Raw genomic sequence first — 23,018 nt, 5'->3', positions numbered from 1 at the left:
GCCTCCCCTGCCGGTCGCTCGTGAAATGCTTCACAAGCTTGTTTCGGGGAGGAGTCTAAGACCGCGACGAGGCCGGCAACCGGTTAGGTGACCCTAAGTCGTCGAGGTAGGCGTGGTGGCTACCTTCCGACCTACCCGACGGTGTTGTTCCGCCGTACGTCCTGCCGTCCACTGTGGTCGACCGACGGAGGGCGCCACGTGCGGCGCGTCATCGCCGACGACGTGTGCCCGGTGCGGTTCGGGCCCGACCGCGCCAGCTGGGGCGACGTACCGACCGGGCGTACGACGACCGGCGACCGGGCCGGCTCAGGTGCGGTCGTCGCCGTCCCGCTGCTGTGGTCGGCCGCGCTGGGCGGGACCTCGGCGCAGCGGACCCGGCGTCACCGGCCCCGGCTCCGCCGGATGCGGGTCGGTCGGCCCGGGTTCCACCGGATGCGGGTCGGTCGGCCGGGGTTCGACCGGATGCGGGTCGGCGGGGCCGGGCCGTTCGGGATGTGGATCGGCCGGCCCGGGACGCCCCGGCTGCGGGTCGGTCGGGCGCGGTTCGACGGGATGCGGTGACGGCGGGAACGGCTCGGCCGGGTGCGGTTCCACCGGGTGCCCGTTGGTCGTCGCCGCCGGGCGTGCCCCGGTTGTCCCCGCCAGCTCCGTCCCTTCCGTCGCGGCCCGGTCGCGGCGCAGTTCGCTGTCGTACGGCAACTGCTCGCGTAGGGCGCCGCCGCTGACCCGGTCCAGCGCGGCGAGTACGTCGGAGACCACGGTGCGCACAGTGGCCGGATCCGGCCCGGCCAGCTCCCGGAGCTGGGCGATCAGTTCGGCGGCCTCCGCCTCGGCGTCCGCCTCCGTGGCACCCGACCGCGCCGGTGATCCACTTCGGTCGATCGGCTCCTCACCGTCGGTTCGCCGGTCTGCCCCCGTCATGGGCGCAGCCTACGGGGTCAAAACCGACCATGCGGATCAAACTGGCTAAAGACATTTACCACAATAACCTTCACAATCGACCGTCGCTCCCCTGTCGACGAGGTCGAAGGAGGTGCCGGCAACGCCCGCTGACCGGCCGCCGGCGAACGTGACGACCGGACGGCGCGGATTCCGCCCGCGGGGTCGCGAGACGTCACGACCGGATGACGCGAGACGTCACGCCCGGATGGCACGGTGCAGGGCGACCACCCCGCCGGTCAGATTCCGCCAGGCCACCCGCTCCCAACCCGCGTCCGCGATCCGGGCCGCCAGCCCGGCCTGGTCAGGCCAGGCCCGGATCGACTCGGCGAGGTAGACGTACGCGTCGGGGTTGCTGGCCACCGCCCGCGCCACGACCGGCAGCGAACGCATCAGGTAGGACAGGTAGACGGTCCGGAAGGCCGGGTTGGTCGGCGTACTGAACTCGCAGACCACGAGCCGGCCGCCGGGACGGGTCACCCGGGCCATCTCCCGCAGCGCCGCCGTCGGGTCCACCACGTTACGCAGTGCGAGCGAGATGGTCACCGCGTCGAAGGACTCGTCGGGGAAGGGCAGCCGCAGCGCGTCACCGGCCAGCAGCGGCACCTCGGGGCGTACCCGCCGGCCGGCCCGGAGCATGCCGATCGACAGGTCCATGCCCACCGCGTACGCCCCGGAGGTGGCCAGCTCGGCGGTGGAGACACCGGTGCCGGCGCCGACGTCGAGCACCCGGTCACCGGGGTTCAGGTCCAGGGCGGCCAGGGTCAGTCGGCGCCAGCGCCGGTCCTGGCCGAACGAGATGATGGTGTTGGTCAGGTCATACCGGGACGCCACCTGGTCGAACATCGCCGCGACCTCGTGCGGCTGCTTGTCCAGGCTGGCGCGCCGTCCGGACGGAGTACGGGTCACGTCGCGAGTCTGCCACCGTGGACACACCGAGGGCGAGGTGGTCGCCCACCTCGCCCTCGATGCCGTGCGTTATGTGAACGGCCCTCGCGGACCGATAGGGAACGACCGTCAGGCGTCCGACTTCTCGTCGCCCGGGGTCACCAGGACCACCCGGCGTCGCCGGCTGGCCACGAACATCAGCACACCGGCGGCCACCACGGCGAGCCCGACGCCGCCGGTCAGGCCGGCCTGCACGCCGGTGACCGGCAGGCCACCGCCGTCGCCCTCGCCGGCCCCGCCGCCACCGCCGTCACCGGCGCCGTCGGAGACAACAACCGCGAAGCCGTCCGAGTTGTCGCTCGCGTCGACCTCGGTCACGCCGGCCTCCCCGACGTTGACCATGGTGACGTTCTCCGGCAGTTCCGGGGCCGCACGACGGGCCGCCGGGGAGCCGACCGGCTCCTGCCGCAGCGCCTGCACCGTCCACGAACCGTCCGGCAGGGTCACCGGCCCGGTCACGTCGGCGTCGACGGTGACCGGCCACCAGAACCGGGCGGCCAGGTCGTGGCCCAGCTCGGGGTTGGCGTCCAGCACCACCTCGGGGTACTCGCAGGTCGCCACCCGGTTGTCGGCGCTGTAGTCACAGTCCGGCTCGACCTCGGCGAAGGTCACCCGCTCCGGCAGCCGTACGGTCATCTTGACACCGACGGCGACCGCGTCGCCCCAGTTCGTCACGTATCCGAGCAGCGACGTGGTGTCGCCGGCCCGCAGCGGGGTGCCCGCCGCGGCAGCCGGGGTGGCCTGCCTGTCCTTCACGTCGGGCACCAGTACGCCGAGGTCGACGCCGCCCTCCTCGGTGAAGGTCACGTCGACGGTGCGCGAGTTGTCGTCTCCGCTGGAGTCGCCGGGCGACTCGATGGTGAAGGTGACCGGCGCGCTGTACGCACCCACGTCCGGCATCCGTCGGAAGAGCACCAACGGGAACTCGGCGGTCTGGCCCGGTCCCGGGATCTCCGCCTTCGGTACCTCGCAGTCCCACAGCTCGGGCCGGGGTCCGGTGGCGCCGCAGTCCTCGACGACCGGGATGACGACGGCCTTGTCGTAGTCGACCTTGGAGGTGTCCACGAAGATCGTCAACGACTCCGGGGTGTCGGTGCCGTTGTTGGTGACCTTCACCCACCCTTCCTTGTCCGGGGCGTTGGCGGCCAACCGGGTTCCGGCGACCGAGAGTTCCAGGTCTGTCCCGGCACCGGCGGCGTACGACGGCGCCCCGGCCATGGCCACCGCACCGACCGCGAGCAGTGCGGCTCCGCCGGCCCTGAGCAGGCCGGCACGAACTGTCGTCACGAAGATGACTCTCCCCCGCAGAAAGATCGGAAGTACGAGCCGGGACGTTATCCGGTCCGACTCGGAGGCCGCGACACTCTTGACGGAACCGTTATCCCCCGCCGTACGGCGCCGAAGCCAAGGAATGTCCGGAATTAATCGGCTTCGCGGCGGCCCATTTCTCCGGGACCCAGGACAATGGGCAGAAATTTCATTCACATCGACAGCCCGTGATCCACCATTCGGATGATCACGGAAACCCGCCGACGACCCCCGGACCCACCTGCGGTCGGCGACCACCCACGTCCGGGTCCGCCCCGGCACGCAACCGGGCATCGGGACGCCGACCGGACCGTGCCCGACCGCCGGGCCGGTTGGCCGCTTCGCCGCCCCGGAGGAGATCGACCGGAACGGGGCGGCCCGGAACGGGGCGGCCCGGAACGGGCGGAATCGTCCCGGAACGAAGCGACCCGGCCCGGTCCACGGCCAGGCGTGGACCCGGACCGGGCCGGATGCGATGCGGAAGCTCCCGTCGCGGATGACCCCGGGAGTGACGATTCAGTGGGCCGGCTGCGCCTCGACCAGCGGCAGCGCCCTGCCCACCCCGCCGCCGGGCAGGGCGATCGAGGAGAAGTGCGACACCACGCGGTCGTCGGTCGGGTCGTCGGCCGGCGTCCGGTGCACCCTGAGGTGCCGGTAGAGGGTGTCCCGCTGGGCGGGGATCCGGTCGGCGGACCGGATCATCCAGATCAGCTCGTGCAGGTTGGAGCGGTGCCGGGCGCCGGCGGAGGAGATGACGTTCTCCTCCAGCATGATCGAGCCCAGGTCGTCGACCCCCATGTGCAGGGCGAGCTGGCCGACGTCCTTGCCGGTGGTGAGCCAGGACGCCTGCAGGTGCGGAACCGTCTCGAAGAACAGCCGGGCCACCGCGATCAGCCGCAGGTACTCCGTGGTGGTCGCCTGGGTCCGCCCCTTGAGGTGGTTGTTCTCCGGCTGGTACGTCCACGGGATGAACGCCCGGAAGCCCTGGGTGCGGTCCTGCACGTCACGGATCATCCGCAGGTGCTCGATCCGCTCGGCGTTGGTCTCGCCGGTCCCCATCATCATCGTGGCGGTGGACTCGACGCCCTGCCGGTGCGCGAGCTCCATCACCTCCAGCCAGCGGGCGCCGGACTCCTTCAACGGGGCGATCGCCTGACGCGGCCGTTCGGGCAGCATCTCCGCGCCGGCTCCCGCGATGGAGTCCAGCCCGGCCGCCTTGATCCGGCTGATCGCCTCGTCGAGCGAGACGCCGGAGACCTTCGCCATGTGCAGGATCTCGCTCGGCCCGATCGAGTGGATCGCCAGTTGCGGGTACGCCTTCTTCACCGAGGAGAAGAGTTCCTCGTAGTACTCGACGCCGTAGTCGGGGTGGTGGCCACCCTGCAGCATCACCTGGGTCGCGCCCAGCTCGACCGCCTCGCCGCACCGACGGAGGATCTCCTCGGTGGGGTGGGTCCAGCCCTCCCTGTGCTTCGGCGCCCGGAAGAAGGCGCAGAACTTGCAGGCGGTGACGCAGACGTTGGTGTAGTTGATGTTGCGGTCGATCAGGTACGTGACGATGTTGTCCGGGTACCGGCGTCGCCGTACCGCGTCGGCCGCCTCACCGAGGGCGTGGAAGGGCGCCTCGGTGTAGAGGAGCAGTGCCTCCTCCGGCGTGATCCGTCCGCCGTCCGCGCCGCGTTGCAGGATGTCGTCGATTTCCCGGCTCACCGTCACAGCCCCGAGGGTACGCCGCGCCCGGTCGGGGCGGCAGGCACCGCCCATCCCTGTCAGCCGGACCACCCCTGTCGTCGACGATGCGCCGCGGGGTCGGGTGGGCGGCGGCCGACGTACCTTGTCGCGGCCGGAGAGCGCCCAGCGGGACGACGACGTGGTGACGGCCGGGGTCAGGTGGTGCAGCTGCCGTTGTCCGGGTTGACGCACTTCGCCCGGCTCCACAGCGTCTCGAAGTTGGCCCGGAAGTCGTCCCAGACCGCCGGGTGCTCGATTTTCACCAGCGTCTCGTCGTGGTCCTGCAACGCCGGTCCGGTGATGTTGTGCGAGCCGGTGAAGACCACGCTCCGACCAGGCACGCCGGCGAAGGTGCCCCGGATCACGATGTTCTTGGAGTGCACGGTGACCACCCGGCCGTCGTAGTTGCTGGCCTCGGCGTCGTGGTACTTCTTCAGCGAGATGTTCGGCTGCCCGTTCAGGGTGGCGTACGTGGTGCTGCCCATCGAGCCGTACACCACCCGGACCCGGCAGCCGAGCCGGCCGATCCGGCGCAGCTCGGTGGCGACCTCGGGCCGGGCGTTGGTGATCTGGGCGTGCGCCACGTCCACCGAACAACCGGACTCGTACGCGGTCACCTCGGCCAGCCGGTTAGCCAGGGTGTCACTGTCGGAACGGGGCGAGTGGTAGACCGTCACCGCGGTGTTCGGCGACTTGTAGTAGCCGTTCGTGGCGTTGAAGTAGTTGTTGTTCTTGCGCTGCGCCCGCATGTCGTTGAAGTACGCGGTGAAGTGGTCGTACAGCTCGTAGTCCTCGTGCACGACCAGCGCGGTGTTGAAGTAGTTGTTCTGGCTGAAGGTCAGATTCTGCGAGCTGACCACGACGACCCGTTTCATGGTGCCGCTGGTCGAGAACGTGAAGACCTTGTTGTGGTTGATCGAGTTGCTCTGGTTGCCGATGCAGGCCGTCGACCCGGCCACCGTCGAGGAGGTCTTGCCGCAGATCACCAGGTCGTCGAGGTTGGCCGCGCGGAGCACCTGCATCGCGGCGTTGTCCGCACCGGTGTTCACCCCGCCGCCGGTCTCGTCCAGCACCACCCGGACCACCGCACCCCGGGCCGCCGCGCGGGCCAGTGCCTCGGCCACCACCGGCGAACTCCAGCTGAACATGATGCCCCGGATGTAGCCGCCGGCCGGTACCCCGTCGGCGAGCCGGACCAGCTCGTCCTCGATCGCCCGGTCGCGGGTGCCGTCCTCGGCCGGAACGTTGAACACGGTGTACGCCGGGAACGGGTCGGCGGCGGCCACCCTGCCGGGCACGACGGCCGCCGGCACGGCGGCCGGGCCGGTGACGACCGCGGCGCCGGCCGCCGCCGAACCGGGCAGCGCGGCAGCCAGCACCCCCACCGTCAGGCAGCTCGCCAGCACGACACGGACCGGGGTACGACGCGGGCCAGAACTCCTCATCCGCTCTTACTAGTATAAATCCTTCGATCTGACAACGCCCTGCGCAGGAATTCTTCATCTACCATCCGTCCTGGCCCACCGCACGACAACCCCGACGGAGGACAGATGCAGGTGACGTTCGAGGTGCCCTCGGACCGGAGGCACTGGGTACGGGCCACCCGGCGGGCGATGCGGCCGTACATGGTGACCATCACGGTCGCGTGCCTGATCATCGTGTTGGCCGGCGCCACCCTCGTCGCACTCGACCCGGACGAAGCCGGCCAGGGCATCGGGTTCATCGTGCTCGGCCTCGTCCTGCTGTCGTTGGGCCCGCTCCTGCCCTGGCTGACGGTACGGATGCAGAAGTGGATGCTCACCCCGCCACTCACCATCACCGTGACCCCGGAGAAGCTGGCCAGCCGCTCGGCGACCACCTCCTCCGAGTTCGCCTGGTCGGCGGTACGCCGGGTGCAGGAGACCAGCGACATGTGGCTGGTCCGCCTCGGCCGCTCCCACCTGCTCATGCTGCCCAAGAACGGCACCGACGAGACCGGCCGCCAGGAGTTCCGGCACCTGCTCGTGGAGCGGGGACTGGCCCGGTAGTCGCCCGACCCGCGACGGCCGGCACCCGGCGAGGGGCGGCCGGCACCGCCCCGGCGAGCGGCGGCCGGCCGGGGGCGTCGCCGGCACCGCCCGACCCGACGGCGCCGTACCGTGCGCAAATCCGTTGGCCGTCGGGTGTCCGCTCCCGCTATGGTCCGGCGATGCCGCTGCACCCGGACCCGGACGAGCCCGCCGACTCCGTGCTCCGCACGGTTCGCGGCACCCCCCTCGCCCGGTTGCGCATCAGGGACGACGACGGTGAGCGGATCGCCACCGACGTCCGGCCGCTGCCCGGGGCGGACCTGCCCGAGGTGGTCGACCAGGCCCGCCGGGACCTCGCCGGGCTCCGGCTGGAGACCCCGGACGACAACCTGCTGGCGGCCCTGCTGGCCAGCGGCCTCGAACGTCGCCGGGCCGCCACCGACCTGCGACACGACCTCGCCGACCTGCCGGCCGTCCCCGAACCGCCGGTCGGATGGACGCTGACCGCCGCCGGCTGGGACGACGACCTGGCCGAGGCGTGTGCCGCCGCGTACGGGCCGGACCATCCGGACGGCTCCTGGTCGGACGAGGACACCCGGTACATCCAGGCGATGTACGACACCGGAGAGCCGGTACCACCGCTGCGTACCGCCTCGGCCCGGGTGGTGGGGCCGGACGGACGCAGCGCCGGTCACGTCCTCTGTGCCGGCCCGGTTCCGTGGACCGACGACGTCTGCGCCTGGATCCTCAACATCGCGGTGGCACCGCACGCCCAGGGGCACGGGCTGGGCCGGGCACTGCTGATCCACGCCCTGCACGGCACCCGTGCCGCCGGGCTGCCGACCCTCGGCCTCCAGGTGGCGGACGGCAACCCGGCCCGCGCGATGTACGACCGCACCGGCTTCCGCGTCCGTACCCGGATACTCGCCGTCCAACTGCCGGCCTGAGCCGCACGCCGGGCCCAGCCGTCGTGGTCGATGCCGTCGGGCCGGGCTCAGCCGTCGTAGTCGATCTCCAGGGTGTCGGTCACCGGGCTGGCCTGACAGGTCAGCACGTACCCGGCGGCCAGCTCGTCCGGTTCCAGGGCGTAGTTGCGGGCCATGGTGACCTCACCGGAGACGACCTTCGCCCGACAGGTCGAGCAGACCCCGCCCTTGCAGGCGTACGGCAGCTCGCCGCGGACCCGCAACGCGGCGTCGAGCACCCGCTCGTCCCGCCCCATCCGGAAACTCGACGTCCGGCCGTCCAGCCGGATCGTCACCTCGCTGCCAACCTCGGACCCGCCCACCGGCCGGACCGGCGGGGCGGGCGGGGCGTCCACGTGGAACAGTTCCGCGTGCACCGCCTCCGCCGGCACCTCCCGGGCGGCCAGCACCTCCCGGGCGTCGACCACCATCCCGTACGGGCCGCAGAGGAACCACTCGTCGATCCGGTCGGCCGGCACCAGCGTGTCCAGCAGCCGGCCCAGACGGTCGGCGCCGATCCGGCCGGAGAGCAGCGGCGACTCGCCCGGCTCCCGGGACAGCACGTGCAGCAGGTGCAGCCGTTCCGGATACCGGTCCTTCAGGTCCGCCAGCTCGTCGGCGAACATCACCGTACGGGCGTGCCGGTTGCCGTACACCAGGGTGAACGTGCTGGCCGGTTCGACCGCGAGCGCGGTCGCCACCAGTGAGAAGACCGGGGTGATCCCGGAACCGGCGACCACCGCCGCATAGTGCCGGGCCCGGTCCGGGGAGAACGCCGAGGTGAAGTGCCCCAGCGGTGGCAGCACCTCGACGGTGTCCCCGGCCCGCAGCGCGGTGACCGCGAACCGGGAGAAGGCGCCGCCCGGCACCTCCCGCACGCCGATCCGCAACCGACCGGTCCCGACCAGCTCCGCCGGGGTCGAGCAGATCGAGTACGACCGCCGTACCTCCAGGTCGTCCGCGTCGAACCGGCGCACGGTGAGGTGCTGGCCGGCCCGGAAGGCGAAGCTGTCCCGCAGTTCCGCCGGCACCTCGAAGGTGACCGCGACCGCGTCCTCGGTCAGCCGGTCGACGCTCCGGACCGGCAGCGGGTGGAAGACCGGCCGGCGACGTACCGGTCGGGTGATGGTCACACTCACAGCGCCCTCAGATGGTCGAAGGGTTCCCGGCAGGCCCGGCACCGCCACAGCGCCTTGCATGCGGTCGAGCCGAACCGGCTGAGCTGCTCGGTGTCGGCGGTCCCGCAGCGCGGGCAGCGTACCGAGAGGGTCAGTGCCACCGGGCCGCCGGAACCGGCCGCCGGGCCGGGTGGGGCGATGCCGGCGGCGGCGAGTTTGGCCCGACCGGCCTCCGAGATCCAGTCGGTGCTCCAGGCCGGGGCGTAGATCGTGCGTACCTCGGCGTCGGGGTGCCCGGCGGCGGCGAGCGCGGCCCGGATGTCGGCCCGGATCACGTCCATCGCCGGACAACCGGTGTACGTCGGGGTGATGGTCACGGTGACGCGCCCGGTCTCCGGCTCGACCGTCACGTCGCGCAGGACGCCGAGGTCCTCGATGGTCAGTACCCGCAGCTCCGGATCGACCACCGCCGCCACCGCCGCCCGCGCGCTCACAGCGCTGACCTTTCGTTCGCGACTGCGGGGCTTGGTCGCTGGGCTCCCGCACTCCTCGCGCTCACCAGCGCTGACCTTTCGTTCGCGACTGCGGGGCTTGGTCGCTGCGCTCCCGCACTCCTCGCGCTCACCAGCGCTGACCTTTCGTTCGCGACTGCGGGGCTTGGTCGCTGCGCTCCCGCACTCCTCGCGCTCACCAGTTCGCCCCGGGGTGGGCGCGGTGCAGGACCTGCATCTCGGCGAGCAGGTAGGAGAGGTGCTCGGTGTGCCGTCCGGCACGTCCGCCATCCGGGGCCCAGCCGTCCGCCGGCCGGTCCAGCGTCGCGGTCGCCAGCACCGGCTCGACGACGGCCAGGAAGTCGGCCCGCAGCCCGGCCGGGTCGACCGGCGCGGTCGGATCGGCCGCGAACAGCTCGTGGGTGTACGGCCAGACCTCGTCCACCGCCGCCTGCATCCGCCGGTGCGACTCGGCGGTGCCGTCACCGAGCCGAAGTGTCCACAGTCGAGCGTGGTCGAGGTGGTACGCGACCTCCTTGCCGGCCTTGCCGGCGATGGCGGCGAGCCGCTCGTCGGGGCAGCCGCGGAGCCGGGTGTAGAGCGGTAGCTGGTAGGCGGAGAGGAAGAGCAGTTTCGCGATGGTCACCGCGAAGTCGCCGTTCGGCAGCTCGACCAGCAGGCAGTTGCGGAACTCGCGGTCGTCCCGCAGGTATGCGAGCGCGTCCTCGTCCCGGCCGGCCCCTTCCAGCTCGCCCGCGTACGTCAACAGCAGTCGGGCGGCGCCGAGCTGGTCCAGGGCGATGTTGGCCAGCGCGACGTCCTCCTCCAGCTCCGGTGCGGCAGCCACCCACTCGCCGAGCCGTTGCGCGGCGACCAACGCGTCGTCGCCGAGCGCCAGCAGGTGCTCCACGGTGGTGACCCCGGGCGTGCCGGTGCCGTTCACAGACGTGTTCACAGGTGCGCCGCCCCGTCCGGTACCTCGTAGAAGGTCGGGTGCCGGTAGACCTTGTCGGCGGCCGGGGCGAAGAAGGCGTCCTTCTCGTCGGGGCTGGAGGCGGTGATCGCGGCGGCCGGAACCACCCAGATCGACACCCCCTCCTGGCGTCGGGTGTAGACGTCCCGGGCGTTGCGCAGCGCCAGCTCGGCGTCCGGGGCGTGCAGGCTGCCCACGTGGTTGTGCGACAGCCCGCGCCGGGGGCGGACGAAAACCTCCCAGAGCGGCCAGCCACGCCGGTCCGTCGAGTCACCACTCATGCCGTCACCCCGCTACGCTCGGCGGCCCCGTGGGCCGCGACACCGGGCCGACCGGTTCGCTCGCCACGCCCGCTCACACCGCCACCTCCAGTTGGTCGGCGGGCCGGGCCGCCCGCTTCGCCGCGTACGCCTCGGCGGCCTCCCGGACCCAGGCCCCGTCGGTGTGGGCCCGGCTCCGGTGCGCGGCCCGCTGCCGGTTGCACGGCCCGTCGCCGGAGATCACCCGCATCAGCTCGGCGTAGTCCGGCTGGGTGAAGTCGTACGCCTGCCGTTCGGTGTTCCAGCGCAGGTCCGGGTCGGGAATCCGGAGACCGAGCACCTCGGCCTGCTGCACGCACATGTCGACGAACCGCTGCCGCAGCTCGTCGTTGGAGAAGCGCTTGATCTTCCACGCCATCGACTGCTGGGAGTGGGTGGAGTCGCCGTCCGGTGGGCCGAACATCGCCAGTGACGGGTACCACCAGCGGTCGACCGCGTCCTGGGCCATCTCCCGCTGGGCCGGGGTGCCGTGCGCCAGGATGTGCAGGATCTCGTAGCCCTGCCGCTGGTGGAAGGACTCCTCCTTGCAGACCCGGATCATCGCCCGGGCGTACGGCCCGTACGAGCACCGGCACAGCGGCACCTGGTTGACGATCGCCGCGCCGTCCACCAGCCAGCCGATCGCGCCGACGTCGGCCCAGCTCAGCGTCGGGTAGTTGAAGATCGAGCTGTACTTCTGCCGGCCCGCCAGCAGCAGGTCGACCAGTTCGTCCCGGGTCACCCCGAGGGTCTCGGCGGCGGCGTACAGGTAGAGGCCGTGCCCGGCCTCGTCCTGGACCTTGGCGAGCAGGATCGCCTTGCGCTTGAGCGACGGCGCCCGGCTGATCCAGTTCCCCTCCGGCTGCATGCCGATGATCTCGGAGTGTGCGTGCTGGGCGATCTGCCGGATCAGGGTCTTCCGGTAGGCGTCCGGCATCCAGTCCCGGGGCTCGATCTTCTGGTCGGCCTCGATCAGCGCGGTGAAGTACGCCTGCGGGTCGGTGTCGGCGGCGGGGCCGTCCGCGACGTCGGGACGGCCCTGGGCGGCGGCGGCCCGCAGTGCCGCCTCCGCCGCCTCGACCTGGCCGAGCAGGCCGTCGGCCGGCCCGTCGCCGGGTCCGGCGTGGGGCCCGTCCGGGGGTCGGACGTCCGGGTCGGGAAAGTGATGTCCGTACACAGAGTAAGTGTTACAGCTCAACCGGCCGGTTACCAAGACGTGTAACAGAAATGCGGCCCGAGGCCGGAGCGGTGCCGGTCGTGACCACGAGACCATTTGTCCCGGTGGCGGGTGAATGACCCCGGTCACAGTGGCGCCGATCTTTCGGCATCAAACGCTGGATAAGAGGTTATTTCAGGGCACCTCATGCCAATTTCACAATCGCGCGCCCTGGCAGATCGGCCCGGGCCACGTAAACTTTTCCCGTCCCGTACAGCCGTTTCACCCCGGTGGTACGGAGGCGCGGAGCGCCGGTGTGAGGCCTGCGGACGCGCCGACGCGCCCCAGCAAGACCCCCGGTGCCCTGGACTCGCGGCCCCCCGCCCTCACGCTTGGAGCCCCTTCTCATGCGCTCCCGCATGCCCCTGGTGCTCGCCATGGCGACAGTCGTGCTTGGCGGGCTGCTGCTCGTCCCCCTCGCCCACGCCAAGCTCACCCCGTCGAACCCGCCTCCGGACGCCCCACCCACGACGGAAGCGCCGGAGAAGCCGGTTCCGGCAGGGATCACACCCGCCGCGCCACCCGCGCCCACCCTGGTCGCCGGGCCGGTGACCGTACCGGACGTGGACGGCTTCTTCTCCTGGGCCCTGCTGGACCGCCGGAGCGGCAGGATCTCCGGCGCCCGGAACATGACGGCGACCAACTCGACGGAGTCGATGATCAAGGTCTGGATCGTCTCGGACTACCTCCGCCGACTCGGCGACAGGAAGCCGCCGGCCGAGATGCTCAAGGCCGCCAGCACCGCGATCCGGGACAGCAACGACAACGCCACGGAGTTGCTCTTCAACCAGGGCGGCGGGGGCCCGGTGATCGACCGCCTGATCAAGGTGTGCGGACTCACCGACACCAAGAAGGTGGTTCCACCCAGGTCAAGGACTGTCTGGTGGAGTTACACCCGAATGTCCGCTCGGGACGCCGTCCGGATGGGAGAGTGCATCAAGGACGGCACCGCTGCCGGCAAGAGATGGACCAAATGGGTGCTCGACGAGATGACCAAGGTACGCGGTAGCACCGCCAAGAAGGACCAGAAGGCGAACCAGGGTGGGGGCCGCTGGGGCATCATCGACGGCCTGCCGCCGGAACTGGCGAAGGGCGTGGCCATCAAGAACGGCTGGACCCGGATCGGTGCCGACGGGAAGTGGCACCTGAACTGCCTCGCGGTCTCGGACGACTGGGTGCTGTCGGTGCTGACCCGCTACCCGGTGAACAAGAGCCTCGACTACGGCGCGAACCTCTGCGCCAGCGTCGCCAGCCAACTGGTCGCGGCGCGTCCGGGCGCCGTACTCAAGATCCCGCCGCCGATCGGCAACGCGGCGGCCAAGCCCGGTGGGGGACCGTCCTGATGGCCGCCAGCCAGCGACGCGGCACGTCCGCGCCCGACTCCAACCGTTCCACCCTGGTCCGACTGGGCCTGATCACCGGCGTCCTGCTGGTCCTGGTGCTGGTCGCGCTCCGCTTCCTGCCCGGATCCCCGTTCGCCGAGACCGCCGCCGCCAGGTGGGGTGAGCCGGCCGGCTCCGGCGCGACCGCCGGACCGGGGCAGGCGACCCCCACACCGACACCGAGCCCCGCCCTGCCGGCGCTGCCGGTGGCGCCGACCGACGTGGAGATCGACACCGACGGCTGGTGGAACTGGGCACTGATGGACACCCGGACCGGCAAGATCACCGGGTCGGACAACATGGACGAGACCAACCCGACCGCCTCCATGATCAAGGCGTGGATCGGCGCCGACTACCTGCGGCGCGCCGCCGAGAAGAACCAGACGCCGAGCGACGCCCGGCTGGACGAGGTCTCGATCATGATCCGGGACAGCGACAACAACGCCGCCTCGGATCTCTACGAGGTCAACGGCGGCACGGCGTCGATCAAGCGGCTGATCAGCATCTGCGACCTGACCGACAGCAGCCCCGCCCCGGACGGCGGGTGGAGTCGTACCGCGCTCTCGGCCCGGGACGCGGCCCGGATGGGCGCCTGCATCGCCGACGGCCGGGCCGCCGGGCCGAAGTGGACCTCGTGGCTGCTCGACGAGATGCGGGCGGTCCGCGGCGTCGGCAACTTCGGCATCCGCAAGGCGTTCCCGACCTCGGTGCAGAAGACCATCGCGGTCAAGAACGGCTGGGTGGACCGGACCCCCGAGCAGAAGTACACCGTCAACTGCCTGGCCGTCGGCGACGGCTGGACCATGGCGGTGGAGACCCGCTACGCGATCGACCTCGGCTACACCTACGGCGCGAAGATCTGCGAGGAGGTCGCCGCGCAACTCCGTACCGACTGAGGTGTCAGGAAGGGGCCCTTCCTATACAAAAAGCGATAGGAAGGGCCCCTTCCTTTCAGCCGACGAAGAAGGCCGGGCCGTCGGCCGGCAGCGCCGGCAGGTCGGCCAGCGAGGAGGCCCGCCGGGCGAACTCCCGCAGGCCCGCCACCTGGCGGTCGCCGAGCGAGAAGTCCAGCGTCCGGAAGTACGTCGCCAGCGTCGCCGCGTCGAACGTCTCCCACCGGGCCGCCGCCTCGGCCACCTCGTCGAGTTCGGCGAGGCAGAGGTCCCGGGACCGGAGGAACGCCTGGTGCACCTCCTTGACCAGACCCGGGTGGTCGGCGGCGAAGTCACGACGTACCGCCCAGACGGCGAAGACCATCGGCAGCCCGGTCCAGTCCCGCCACGCCTGGCCGAGGTCGGTGACCTCGAGCCCCCGGCCCGGTGCCTCGTGGAGGGCGCGCAGCGCCACGTCACCGATCAGCACCCCGGCGTCGGCCTCGAGCAGCATGGTGGTCAGGTCCGGCGGGCAGCTGAAGTACTCCGGGTGCACCCCGTACTTCTCGGCGAGCATCAACCGGGCCAGCATCACGCCGGTCCGGGAGGTCGAGCCGAGCGCGACCTTGGCGCCGTCCAGTTCCGCGAGCGGGCGGGTGGAGACCACGTTCACCGAGAGCACCGGCCCGTCGCTGCCGACCGCGAGGTCGGGCAGGAGCAGCAGTTCGTCGGCGTACCGGAGATACTCGACCAGCGTGATGGGCCCGATGTCGAGGTCACCGGCGACCAGCTGGGCACTCAACCGCTCCGGTGAGTCCTTCTGCAGGTCGACGTCGATCAGCGCGCCGGAGCGCATCAGGCCCCAGTAGATCGGCAGACAGTTGAGGAATTGGATATGTCCTACCCGGGGTCGCCGTAGCTCGGTCATGATCCGACCGTAACCGGCGGATCGAGCGCCTGCTCAGCTGACCGGTGCGGAAGTGGCCGGTGCCGCATCCCCCGGTTCCGGCTCCCGGCGCCGGTCCGACTCCCGGCGGACCGCCCGGAGCACCACCGGTACGACCATGAGGATCACCGCCAGACCGGTCAGCCCGGTCGCCGCGACCAGCGGACGCGGCGCGAACCGGGCGAGCAGCAGACCGCCGGCCAGGTAGCCGAGCATGCCGGCGCCCTGGATCGCCGCGTTCTGGGTGGCGTAGGCCCGCCCTCGTACCGCCGGCGGCACCCGCTCGACCATCACCAGGTTGCTGAACACGTTGAGGCCGCCGTTCGCGACGCCGCCGAGCAGCCAGAGCGGGATCAGCCAGCCGGCCGTCGGGACCGTGGCACCGGCCAGCACCGCCAGGCAGGCCAGGCCGAGCATGGCCAGCACCCCCCAGACCCGGGCGCCGTCGTCGGGTACCCGCCGGGAGGCGCCGGCCAGCAGCCAGGTGCCGGCCAGCATCCCGGCGGTCCAGGACATGGTCACCAGGCCGTACGTCGTCGTGCCGGCGCCCAGGGTCTCGCGTACGTAGAACACGTCGATCACGTTGACCGCGCCCACGCCGGCCACGGTCGCCGCGATGGCGGCCACCATCGTCCAGAGCAGCGGATCCTGCCGCAGTCGCCAACCGGTGCCGGTGGACCGGCCGGCACCGGCGGGCCGGCGGGCGCCGGTTTGCGCAGGGCCGCCTGGCGCACGGGGCGGTGACCCGCCCGCCCCGGCCGTCGCCGTGCTGTGCCGCCCACCCCGACGGGTACGCAGCAGCAGCCCCGCCACGACCAGGGCCAGGTAGCTGGCGGCGTCGAGCAGCAGCGGCGGCCGGACCCCGAACTCGCCGACCAGCAGTCCCGCCAGGGCGGGCGCGAGCAGCAGGCCCAGGGACCCGGCGGTCTGGTTGACCGCGCTGGCCCGCGCCAGGTCCTCGCGACGCACCATCTCGGGCAGCAGCGCGGCCAGGGTCGGCTGGGTCACCGCCAGTCCGCAGGCGAGCAGTGCGACCAGTACCAGGATCACGTCGACCCGTTCGGCGTACGCCAGCGCGACACAGCAGCCGGCCTGGGCGAACCCGGCCCAGACGAGCAGCGTACGGCTGTCCACCCGGTCGGCGAGCCGGCCGGTCAGCGGGCTGAGCAGGACCAGCGGGAGGGTCGCGGCCAGCAGCACCCCGGACACCGCCAGCCCGCCGGCGCCCGCTGTCTGGAGCGCGAGCGCCAGCGCGGTGGCGGCGAGGAAGTCGCCGCAGGTGGAGACCGCCCGGGCGGCGGCGGCCAGGTGGACGTCGCCCCACCGGGTGGTGGGCAGCCCGCCGTCGCCGGCAGTTGCGAAGGACATATTTCGAAAGTAATCCTTCATAACCGCCGACGGCAAGACCCGGCATCCCGCCAGGGTCAGTCCATCGGCATCGCCGCGTAGTGGACCACCACCGCCCGAGCGCCCTCCGGCGGCCTGGTGCGATCACTACGCCGGTACGGCCGCATCAGCTCCCGTACCGCCTCGTTCAACGTGGTCAACTCCTCGGCGGTCAGCATCAGCACGGACCCGCCGTAGGTGGTGGCGTCGTACCACTCCTTCGACTCATCCCCGAGCCGCCGCGCCCACTCCCGGATCCGCTGGTAGTCCCGGGCGGCGTAGACCTCGATCAGGGTCTCCTGGGCGGCACGCGCCTCCTGCGACGAGTCCGGTCCGGCCTCCACCCCGAACGAGCGCGCCTTGCTCCGCCACAGCCGCTCCCGGGCGTCACCCCGGCTGGGCGCCTGCTCGACCAGGCCGAACCTGGCCAGTTCCCGCAGGTGGTAGCTGGTGGCGCTGGGCGACAAGCCGACGATCTCGGCACACTCGGTGGCGGTGATCGCGCTGTCGGTGGAATTCAGGTGATCCATGATCTCGACCCGGGCCGGATGCGCCAGTGCCCGCATCACCTGCGGATCGCTGATCACCAACGGACGATGCTCCACGGACTCCTCGCTCATGACCCCCATGATTCCGCCCCGGCCCGGACCGAGCTAAATCACTCGCCGCCGGACCGGCCCCGGCGTACGCTTATCGGCCCTGCCGACGGCCGCGGTGAGCACGCACCGCAGCGGACGTCCCCGCGCCGGGGCTGGCCATCCAGCCCGACGGACACGCGAGCAGAGATCGTCGTACCCGAGGACCCACGATGACCGTGCCCGTGCCCGCGCCCGACCTCGCCACGCCGACCACCACCGACCCGGGCGGCGACCCCGACCCCACCGCCGGACCCGACCTCGCCGCCGACCTCGCCGGCGAACGGGCCCACCTGACCGCCTCCCGGGCCGCGCTGCGCCGGATGCGCGAACACGCCGAGGCGCTGTTCCGCGCCGGCCAGGAGGTCGCCGGTGACGCGTACACCGCCGAGACCCTCGGCAGCACGCTCTCCCGCCGGGTCGCCGAACTCGCCGACGACCCGAACACCCCGCTCTTCTTCGGCCGCCTCGACTTCGCCGACGGCGACTACCACATCGGCCGACGGCACGTCTCCGACGAGGTCGGCGAACCGATGGTGCTGGACTGGCGGGCCCCGATCTCCCGGTCGTTCTACCGGGCCAGCGCCCGGGACCCGCAGGGGGTACGCACCCGGCGCCGGTTCGGCTTCCAGACCGGCGAACTGACCAGCTTCGAGGACGAGCACCTGGACCGGGGCGAGGAGTACGGCACCACCAGCCGGATCCTCACCGCCGAGATCGAACGTCCCCGCGTCGGACCGATGCGCGACATCGTCGCCACCATCCAACCCGAGCAGGACGAGCTGGTCCGGGCCGACCTCGCCGACTCGATCTGCGTGCAGGGGGCACCCGGGACCGGGAAGACGGCGGTCGGGCTGCACCGCGCCGCGTACCTGCTCTACCTGCACCGGGAACGGCTGCGCCGCTCCGGCGTACTGGTCGTCGGGCCGAACCGGGCGTTCCTGTCGTACATCTCGGCGGTGCTGCCCGCCCTCGGCGAGGTCGAGGTCACCCAGTCGACCGTGGAGGACCTGGTGACGTCGGCGACGTACCGGCCGGACGGCACCGCCACCGGTACCGCCCTGGTGGTCCGGGGCACCGACCCGCCGGAGACCAGCGTAATGAAACACGACCCCCGGATGGCCGACGTGCTGCGCCGGGGGTTGGAGGGGCTGATCCGCGAACCCGAGGACCCGATCATGGTCTCCGACGGGTCGTACCGGTGGCGGATCACCGCCGAGGCGCTGCGCCGGGTGGTCGCCGAGGCCCGCCGGGAGGAACTGCCGTACGGCACCGGCCGGGAACGGGTCCGGACCCGGGTCGTCGGGCTGCTGCAACGCCAGGCCGAGGCGCGCCGGGGCGACTCCCCCGGCGACACCTGGCTGCGCCGGATGGGCCGGTCGGCGCCGGTCACCGGGTTCCTCGACCGGTGCTGGCCGGCGGTCACCCCGGCCGGGCTGCTGCACCGGCTGCTCAGCGATCCGCGGGTGCTGGCGGAGGCGGCCGACGGACTGCTCACCGACGCCGAGCAGGCGGTGCTGGTGTGGCCGAAGCCGCCGCGTACCCCGAAGGCGGCGAAGTGGAGCGCGGCGGACGCCGTACTGGTCGACGAGGCGGCCGGACTGATCGAACGGCTGCCCAGTTTCGGGCACGTGGTCGTCGACGAGGCGCAGGACCTCTCCCCGATGCAGTGCCGGGCGATCGCCCGACGCAGCGAACACGGCTCGCTGACCCTGCTCGGCGACCTGGCGCAGGGCACCGCCCCGTGGGCCGCCACCGACTGGCGGGAGTCGCTGCGCCACCTCGGCAAGCCGGACGCCTCGGTGGTGCCGTTGACCATGGGATTCCGGGTACCGGCCGTGGTGGTCGCCTTCGCCAACCGGCTGCTGCCGGCGCTCGCCGTCGACGTACCGCCGGCCGAGTCGCTGCGCCGGGACGGCGCGCTCGACGTCCGTACCGTGGCCGACCTGACGGTGGCGACGGTGGCCGAGGTCCGGGCGGCGCTCGCCTACGACGGTTCGGTCGCGGTGATCGCTGCGGACAACGACGTCGACCCGCTCCGCGCGGCGCTCGCCGAGGCCGGCGTGCCGACCGCGACCGCCGACCAGGTCGATGCCGGGACGCGGGTCTCGGTCGTGCCGGCCACCCTGGTCAAGGGCCTGGAGTACGACCACGTGATCGTCGCCGAACCGGCCCGGATCGTCGCGGCGGAACCACGTGGCCTGCACCGGCTCTACGTGGTGCTGACCCGGGCCGTGTCCCGGCTCGCCGTGCTGCACACCGCCCCGCTGCCGGCGCCCCTCGGCTGAGGCCGGCGCCCGCTCGCGGGCCGGAGCCGACCGCCGGCGGTCGGGTGCCGGCGTCCGTCGTCGACGAGTCGGCGGTCGCCCGCGGGTCGGTCGTCGGGCGCCTCGGTCGATCATCGGGTGGGCGGTCGATCAACGGGGCGGCGGTCGCGGCGACGCCTCGGTAGGCTCGGCCGGTGCCGAGGGGAGGCCGAGTGTCCTGGCCGGACGGTGGTCCGTGGATCGTCACCACAACGTCGACAGCCGCGAGCTGGACCCTGGCCACCGCCGTGCTGGGCGCGGCGGCGACGGTCCGGGTGGCGGTGCTCCGGATCGTCGCGCCCGACGAGGATCACGCCGACGACCAGGAACCCCGGTACACCGGAGGACTGGCCAGCCACCTTGAGGTGCGGGCCGGCGGCAGTCGTCCGCTCACCGTCGACGACGTCGTCGGGATCGTCCGGTCGCTGGCCGGCGGCCACGGTCTGGTGCTGGTCGGCGCCACACCTGGGCTGCTCGTTCCGCTCGGCGCCGACGGCTGGACCCTGGCTGACCTGGCCTGGGCGTTGGGTGCGCCGGTCGTGGTGGTGACCGACTCGGGGCCGGACTCGACCAACCACACCACGCTGATCCTCGACGCGCTGGCCAACCGGGAGCTGCCCGCCACGGTCGTCGCGATCGGCGAGGGCAACACCTTCGACACGCTGCCGGTCGCACTGGCCGGGCGGATCCCGGCCGAGGCGGTGCAGCGCCCGGAACTGGTCGGCACCCAGGCCGTACGGTGGCTCGACCCCCTGCTGCACGCCGGCCCTGACCGGCCCCGGGTGGCCGCCGACGCTGACCGGCCCGGTGCCGCGGACACCACCCGGCCGGGTACGTCCGGTGCCGCCGAGCCGGCAACGCCCGGCGCCGACACCCCGGATACCGCCGATGTCGACGGCACCACACCCTCCACCGATGTCGGCGATGGCACGACGCCCTCCGCTGATGTCGACGGCACCACTGCGCCCGTTGTCGTCGAGCCGGCCCCGACGAAGGTGGCCTCCCCTGCCCCGACCGTCAGCGGTGGAACCGTCCGCCCCCGAACCGCCGGTACGGTCAGCGGCAAACGGGTCCTGGTCGTGCTGCTCGGCATCTTCCTGGCGCTGGTGCTGGTGCTCTGCGGCATCACCGTCAACGGTCTCGGCGAGGAGGACACCAGCCTCACCCAGATCTCCGTCGGGCCACGAGAGGTCGGGCCGGACCGTCCGGTGGTGGAGCGGGCCTCGGCGTACGCCGTCCCGGTCACCCCGCCCGGGCTTCCCCGGCCCGTCCGGCCCTCCGGCGGCACGGTCTGCCCGCAGCACGCCGGTACGGTGAAACCGACCTCGCCGAACCGGCGGACCACGGCCCGGGTCAACGCCGCCTGGCAGCGGATCGAGCGCTGGCTGGCCGACCACGCGCCCCGGAGTCGGGCGTCACTGCGGCCACCCGCCCCGGCGAAGCAGATCGACGCAGTGCAGGTACGGATGTCTGTCGCCTTCCCGCCCGACCTGGTCGCCTCGCTGCGCCGGCACGACGGCACGACGCCCGGCGGCCTGAGACTGACCTTCCTCTACCGGCTCATGCCCCTGCAGGAGATCGTCCGCAGTTGGGAGGTGTCCTGCACCGTTCTCGCCGACAGCCCGACGGACGACGACTGGTGGCACCGGTCGTTCGTACCGTTCGCGGAGGCCGGTGACGGCGGTGCCCTGCTGGTCGACCAGCGCTCCGGTGGGCACGGCCGGGTCGGCGAGTTCTATCCCGAGGACGGCACCCGGTTCGACGGCTGGCCGCCGTCGGTGGCGGACCTGCTGGAGGGCGTGGCGCGGTCACTGGAGAACGGCGAACCGTACCTGGGTCGGTTCCGGCCGGTCGTCACCGGGGACGGCGTACTGGAGTGGGAGGTCGTGGTCCCGCCGACCACCGGGGCGCCCCGGTAGCTGGCCACCCGCCGGGTCACCGGTCCGTCGGAAGGTGGAGCCGGACGACGGACGCGGGGGTAGAGACTCCGTCGTGACGCGGAACGGTGAATCGTCACCGGGGCGGACGACTTCCCCGGGTTGGCCGGAGAGGCTGGGACGGACGTTCCGATGTAGACCTGGGAGGGCCCGTGCACGCGCCTCATGTTTTCCGGTCGCGACGCGACTTTCTGCGTACCGCGGTGGGATCGACCGTCGCGCTGACCGCGATCGCCACCGGCGCGGTCCCGGCGGTGGCCGCACCGGCCGCCGGCCCGGACGCCGCCGGCGGCCCGCCCGGGGACGCGCTGCGCGCCGGCCTGCGGGCGATCACCGACGCCGGCATGCCCGGGGTCTTCGCCGAGGTACGCGACGGGAGGGCGACCTGGCGCGGGGCCGCCGGGGTGGCGGACGTGACGACCGGCCGCCCGATGATGCCGCACTTCCAGCACCGGATCGGCAGCATCACCAAGACGTTCGTGGCGACCGCGCTGCTACAGCTCGTCGGCGAGCGCCGGCTGTCGCTGGACGCGCCGCTGCGCCGCTACCTGCCGGAGTTCGCCACCGCCGGGGTGACCGTGCGGATGCTGCTGAACCACACCAGCGGGATCAACGACTACGACCACGTCGTGTTCGGCACGGTCGAGGGGATCGAGAGGTACCAGCGCGAGACGATCACGCCGGTGGAGCTGGTCCGGATCGGACTGTCGCAGCCGCCGACCAACGCGCCGGGCGAGCGGCACGTCTACTCGAACACCAACTACATCCTGGCCGGGCTGCTGCTGGAGCGGATCACCGGCCGGTCGGCGGAGCGCGAGATCGGGCGGCGGATCCTGCGGCCGCTGCGCCTGCGGCAGACCTACTTCCCGGGTACGGACCGGCGCATCGACGGACCACACGCCGGGGGGTACGTCCCGTGGGTGGACGGCACCCTGCGGGACTTCAGCGTCTACAACATGTCCTGGGCCTGGACCGCCGGCGCGCTGGTCTCCACCACCGCCGACCTGAACCGGTTCTTCCGCGGCCTGCTCGGCGGTGAGCTGCTGCGCCCCGCCGAACTGGCCGAGATGCGTCGGACGGTGGTGGTGGACCCGACGCACCCGGACGCGGCCGGTTACGGGCTCGGGCTCATGGGCCTGACCACGTTGGGCGGCCACAGCTGGGGGCACGACGGCGTGGTGCTCGGGCACCAGACGATCTCACTGCACTCGCCGGACGGTCGCCGGCAGGCCAGCGTGGCACTGAACGCCACGCACTACTGGGTGCCGGGGCAGCCCGACCCGATCGGTGCCGCGCTCTTCGACTTCCTGGCGGTGGCGCTGGGTACGCCGTCCGGGGCAGCGGGCACCTCGGCCGAGGTGTGGCGGCAGCGGGACGGCGCCGCGCGGGACGTACGGCGGGGTCCGCTGAGCGCCGTCCCCGGTCAGGCCGTACTCGCCGGCGCGCTGCCGGGTACGGCCGGTTCCGGGCGGGTCGGCGAGGGCTGACACCGGTCGTGTTCTGTGCGCGGGGAGCCGTCGAGCGAGACGGCTCCCCGTCGCCGTGCCACGCCGAGAC

Annotated in this window: 20 protein-coding genes; 7 read left to right on the top strand and 13 right to left on the bottom strand. The window is 72.3% G+C overall.

Annotated features, from left to right (window positions below; all coding sequences use genetic code 11):
• Positions 1–306 precede the first annotated feature (306 nt).
• The 5 genes from V1633_RS22255 to V1633_RS22235 form a co-directional block, all read right to left on the bottom strand.
• Positions 307–921 (bottom strand): hypothetical protein, encoded by a 615-nt coding sequence (locus V1633_RS22255; protein ID WP_331216318.1) that lies wholly within the window; start codon positions 919–921, stop codon positions 307–309.
• A gap of 216 nt (positions 922–1,137) precedes the next feature.
• Positions 1,138–1,848, bottom strand: a complete 711-nt coding sequence (locus tag V1633_RS22250; RefSeq protein WP_331216317.1) for a demethylmenaquinone methyltransferase — start codon at positions 1,846–1,848, stop codon at positions 1,138–1,140.
• Positions 1,849–1,956: 108 nt separating this feature from the next.
• Entirely contained in the window at positions 1,957–3,174 is a 1,218-nt protein-coding gene (locus tag V1633_RS22245; protein WP_331216316.1) for a hypothetical protein, read from the bottom strand.
• Positions 3,175–3,711: 537 nt separating this feature from the next.
• Entirely contained in the window at positions 3,712–4,911 is a 1,200-nt protein-coding gene (gene mqnC / locus V1633_RS22240) for a cyclic dehypoxanthinyl futalosine synthase (protein ID WP_331216315.1), read from the bottom strand.
• Between the two features lie 170 nt (positions 4,912–5,081).
• Positions 5,082–6,371: a phospholipase D-like domain-containing protein gene (locus tag V1633_RS22235; protein WP_331216314.1), complete on the bottom strand. Its 1,290-nt coding sequence runs from the start codon at positions 6,369–6,371 to the stop codon at positions 5,082–5,084.
• Positions 6,372–6,476: 105 nt separating this feature from the next.
• Between V1633_RS22235 and V1633_RS22230 the strand changes: the two genes are divergently transcribed.
• Both V1633_RS22230 and V1633_RS22225 read left to right on the top strand, forming a co-directional pair.
• Entirely contained in the window at positions 6,477–6,953 is a 477-nt protein-coding gene (locus tag V1633_RS22230; protein ID WP_331216313.1) for a YcxB family protein, read from the top strand.
• A 161-nt stretch (positions 6,954–7,114) separates the two neighbouring features.
• Positions 7,115–7,882 (top strand): GNAT family N-acetyltransferase, encoded by a 768-nt coding sequence (locus tag V1633_RS22225; RefSeq protein ID WP_331216312.1) that lies wholly within the window; start codon positions 7,115–7,117, stop codon positions 7,880–7,882.
• A gap of 47 nt (positions 7,883–7,929) precedes the next feature.
• On the opposite strand, the gene paaE is transcribed toward V1633_RS22225, so the two are convergent.
• The 5 genes from paaE to paaA form a co-directional block, all read right to left on the bottom strand.
• Positions 7,930–9,039, bottom strand: coding sequence for a 1,2-phenylacetyl-CoA epoxidase subunit PaaE (gene paaE / locus V1633_RS22220; protein WP_331216311.1), 1,110 nt, complete (start codon positions 9,037–9,039; stop codon positions 7,930–7,932).
• Complete coding sequence (paaD, locus tag V1633_RS22215; RefSeq protein ID WP_331216310.1) at positions 9,036–9,512, bottom strand: 1,2-phenylacetyl-CoA epoxidase subunit PaaD; 477 nt, start codon at positions 9,510–9,512, stop codon at positions 9,036–9,038. The genes paaE and paaD overlap by 4 nt, the downstream gene beginning before the upstream one ends.
• Positions 9,513–9,705: 193 nt before the next feature.
• A complete protein-coding gene (gene paaC, locus V1633_RS22210; protein WP_407952081.1) occupies positions 9,706–10,464 on the bottom strand; it encodes a 1,2-phenylacetyl-CoA epoxidase subunit PaaC in 759 nt (252 codons plus the stop codon).
• The gene (paaB, locus tag V1633_RS22205; RefSeq protein WP_331216309.1) at positions 10,461–10,763 is read right to left on the bottom strand and encodes a 1,2-phenylacetyl-CoA epoxidase subunit PaaB; all 303 of its coding nucleotides are present in this window, start codon (positions 10,761–10,763) and stop codon (positions 10,461–10,463) included. The genes paaC and paaB overlap by 4 nt, the downstream gene beginning before the upstream one ends.
• 73 nt (positions 10,764–10,836) lie before the next feature.
• On the bottom strand, positions 10,837–12,054 hold the full coding sequence (gene paaA / locus V1633_RS22200; protein WP_331216308.1) for a 1,2-phenylacetyl-CoA epoxidase subunit PaaA: 1,218 nt from the start codon (positions 12,052–12,054) through the stop codon (positions 10,837–10,839).
• A 290-nt stretch (positions 12,055–12,344) separates the two neighbouring features.
• On the opposite strand from paaA, the gene V1633_RS22195 reads away from it, so the two are divergent.
• Positions 12,345–13,340, top strand: a complete 996-nt coding sequence (locus tag V1633_RS22195) for a hypothetical protein (protein WP_331216307.1) — start codon at positions 12,345–12,347, stop codon at positions 13,338–13,340.
• Positions 13,340–14,275, top strand: a complete 936-nt coding sequence (locus V1633_RS22190) for a hypothetical protein (protein WP_331216306.1) — start codon at positions 13,340–13,342, stop codon at positions 14,273–14,275. Before V1633_RS22195 ends, V1633_RS22190 begins: the two co-directional genes overlap by 1 nt.
• 55 nt (positions 14,276–14,330) lie before the next feature.
• Here V1633_RS22190 and V1633_RS22185 read toward each other — a convergent pair whose 3' ends face one another.
• The 3 genes from V1633_RS22185 to V1633_RS22175 are packed head-to-tail and all read right to left on the bottom strand — an operon-like array spanning position 14,331 to position 17,203.
• Positions 14,331–15,179 carry a menaquinone biosynthetic enzyme MqnA/MqnD family protein gene (locus tag V1633_RS22185; RefSeq protein ID WP_407952080.1) on the bottom strand — a complete coding sequence of 283 codons (849 nt, stop codon included), beginning with the start codon at positions 15,177–15,179 and terminating at the stop codon, positions 14,331–14,333.
• Between the two features lie 33 nt (positions 15,180–15,212).
• On the bottom strand, positions 15,213–16,565 hold the full coding sequence (locus tag V1633_RS22180; protein ID WP_331216305.1) for an MFS transporter: 1,353 nt from the start codon (positions 16,563–16,565) through the stop codon (positions 15,213–15,215).
• 56 nt (positions 16,566–16,621) lie between these two features.
• Positions 16,622–17,203 (bottom strand): ArsR/SmtB family transcription factor, encoded by a 582-nt coding sequence (locus V1633_RS22175; RefSeq protein WP_331216304.1) that lies wholly within the window; start codon positions 17,201–17,203, stop codon positions 16,622–16,624.
• Positions 17,204–17,391: 188 nt separating this feature from the next.
• Between V1633_RS22175 and V1633_RS22170 the strand changes: the two genes are divergently transcribed.
• The 3 genes from V1633_RS22170 to V1633_RS22160 all read left to right on the top strand — a co-directional run bounded on the left by V1633_RS22170 (position 17,392) and on the right by V1633_RS22160 (position 22,948).
• A complete protein-coding gene (locus tag V1633_RS22170) occupies positions 17,392–19,506 on the top strand; it encodes a HelD family protein (protein ID WP_331216303.1) in 2,115 nt (704 codons plus the stop codon).
• Positions 19,507–19,697: 191 nt separating this feature from the next.
• Positions 19,698–21,443: an SMI1/KNR4 family protein gene (locus V1633_RS22165; protein WP_331216302.1), complete on the top strand. Its 1,746-nt coding sequence runs from the start codon at positions 19,698–19,700 to the stop codon at positions 21,441–21,443.
• Between the two features lie 221 nt (positions 21,444–21,664).
• The gene (locus V1633_RS22160; RefSeq protein ID WP_331216301.1) at positions 21,665–22,948 is read left to right on the top strand and encodes a serine hydrolase domain-containing protein; all 1,284 of its coding nucleotides are present in this window, start codon (positions 21,665–21,667) and stop codon (positions 22,946–22,948) included.
• Positions 22,949–23,018 lie beyond the last annotated feature (70 nt).

Source organism: Plantactinospora sonchi (genome assembly GCF_036422035.1).
Classification (GTDB): domain Bacteria; phylum Actinomycetota; class Actinomycetes; order Mycobacteriales; family Micromonosporaceae; genus Plantactinospora; species Plantactinospora sonchi.
Note: the sequence above shows the minus strand (reverse complement) of the source record. Positions and strands in the feature narration are given on the sequence as shown.

Coding starts and splice junctions, on each gene's coding strand:
- V1633_RS22255 (WP_331216318.1), bottom strand. CDS start 921: ATGACGGGGGCAGACCGGCGAACCGACGGTGAGGAGCCGATCGACCGA.
- V1633_RS22235 (WP_331216314.1), bottom strand. CDS start 6,371: ATGAGGAGTTCTGGCCCGCGTCGTACCCCGGTCCGTGTCGTGCTGGCG.
- V1633_RS22230 (WP_331216313.1), top strand. CDS start 6,477: ATGCAGGTGACGTTCGAGGTGCCCTCGGACCGGAGGCACTGGGTACGG.
- V1633_RS22225 (WP_331216312.1), top strand. CDS start 7,115: ATGCCGCTGCACCCGGACCCGGACGAGCCCGCCGACTCCGTGCTCCGC.
- paaB (WP_331216309.1), bottom strand. CDS start 10,763: ATGAGTGGTGACTCGACGGACCGGCGTGGCTGGCCGCTCTGGGAGGTT.
- paaA (WP_331216308.1), bottom strand. CDS start 12,054: ATGGTCTCGTGGTCACGACCGGCACCGCTCCGGCCTCGGGCCGCATTT.
- V1633_RS22195 (WP_331216307.1), top strand. CDS start 12,345: ATGCGCTCCCGCATGCCCCTGGTGCTCGCCATGGCGACAGTCGTGCTT.
- V1633_RS22190 (WP_331216306.1), top strand. CDS start 13,340: ATGGCCGCCAGCCAGCGACGCGGCACGTCCGCGCCCGACTCCAACCGT.
- V1633_RS22185 (WP_407952080.1), bottom strand. CDS start 15,179: ATGACCGAGCTACGGCGACCCCGGGTAGGACATATCCAATTCCTCAAC.
- V1633_RS22180 (WP_331216305.1), bottom strand. CDS start 16,565: ATGTCCTTCGCAACTGCCGGCGACGGCGGGCTGCCCACCACCCGGTGG.
- V1633_RS22175 (WP_331216304.1), bottom strand. CDS start 17,203: ATGAGCGAGGAGTCCGTGGAGCATCGTCCGTTGGTGATCAGCGATCCG.
- V1633_RS22170 (WP_331216303.1), top strand. CDS start 17,392: ATGACCGTGCCCGTGCCCGCGCCCGACCTCGCCACGCCGACCACCACC.